General features: G+C 40.3%; 2 protein-coding genes. One reads left to right on the top strand and one right to left on the bottom strand.

The window, feature by feature from the left end:
• Window positions 1-68: 68 nt before the first annotated feature.
• Complete coding sequence (locus tag ACED53_RS23415; RefSeq protein ID WP_017101674.1) at window positions 69-842, bottom strand: hypothetical protein; 774 nt, start codon at window positions 840-842, stop codon at window positions 69-71.
• 234 nt (window positions 843-1,076) lie between these two features.
• Between ACED53_RS23415 and ACED53_RS23420 the strand changes: the two genes are divergently transcribed.
• A partial coding sequence (locus ACED53_RS23420) for a phage integrase N-terminal SAM-like domain-containing protein (protein ID WP_371693339.1) occupies window positions 1,077-1,320 on the top strand: 244 nt, incomplete at its 3' end.

Genomic DNA, 1,320 nt, shown 5'->3' on the forward strand with positions numbered 1-1,320 from the left:
GTTCAACACTTGGGATTTAGTGTTGGCTACGCAACACCTTAATCCTTATTTGTTAGGTGTGGTCTAAATTAGTACTTTTTGAAGTTATCTAAGCTTCTACCACCTTCACCCGATATATTCAAAATTCGGCAAACAACTTCAAAATATTTAGGTTCTATTCCTGGGATTTCTTTGCACTCACCATGATCGTTAAGTGAGCGAATTGTCGGGAAGTGTTCCCACAAGCTATTGTTGGTTATGTAATTATTTACTTGTGTGTGTTTTGAGAACCCATTTGCCTTAAAGATATCTATGTATTCTTGAATTTCCGTACTTTCCGCTTGGCTTAAACTCATCCCTTTCAAGACGCTATGTGCTTGATGTTTTGTACTGAACTCTTTGTAAAGTAAATACTGTTTCTCGAATTTATTACTACCTCCGGAGACTAACAATTGAAGTTGGTGCCAACTCAATTTTACTATATTAGTAATATGTATTGTTGAGCGTTGCCCCTTTCGATTTGTCACCTGAACGATTTCATTTACCTTAAAGTTCGCAATTTGACGGTTTAAGACAGGATCATATTCGAATTTTTTCTCAGTAGTTACCGCTGTAGTAAAAAGAGATTTATGTTGCTTAACTAATGAAGCTTGAGGTTTTACAAGTCGAGCTATTACTCGTTCAGATTTGGGTATTGGCTCAGATTTAAGCGCCTCTTCAAGTGTCTTTCCAGTCTGTAGTTTTCCCAGTACCTTTTCTGCAGTTGCACGACTAAACTCATGATGGATTAACTCACCATTTTGAAAAATACCGTAATGCGTTCCAAGGCTATTATTGCTCATTCTATTAATTTTGAAACTCATTCTTTAAACTGACCTCTTGAACACCTAACGCCCAATTAAGGTGTGAGGCACGCAATACCAATGCTACCGCATACCACCTAAATCACTAAAACCAACGCATAGCAAAAATGCCACGCGTGCCGAATCACTCTTAAATTGTTTGTTGAACGAAGCCGCTGCGCGGCAGAGTAAAGCGAGCGCAAGCCATACTCTTGTAACACCATCACCCTGATGGTCATTCACAGGAGTAACCCCATGAAACCAGCCGACTTAAAACGCTACAACGCCCTTTATGAACAACACCTTACCAATCTAAAGCTGCAAGGTAAACGACCCGCAACCATTGATGCCTATTCTCGTGCGGTTCGTCGGATCACCGCACATTTTGATCGAGTCCCTGATACGTTAACCACCAATGACCTTAAACAGTTCTTCGCTTCTCTCATCCAAACCCACTCGTGGAGCACCATTAAACTCGATCGTAATGGCTTGCAGTTTT

Source organism: Vibrio sp. 1F169 (genome assembly GCF_041439605.1).
In the GTDB taxonomy this organism is placed as follows: Bacteria; Pseudomonadota; Gammaproteobacteria; order Enterobacterales; family Vibrionaceae; genus Vibrio; species Vibrio tasmaniensis_A.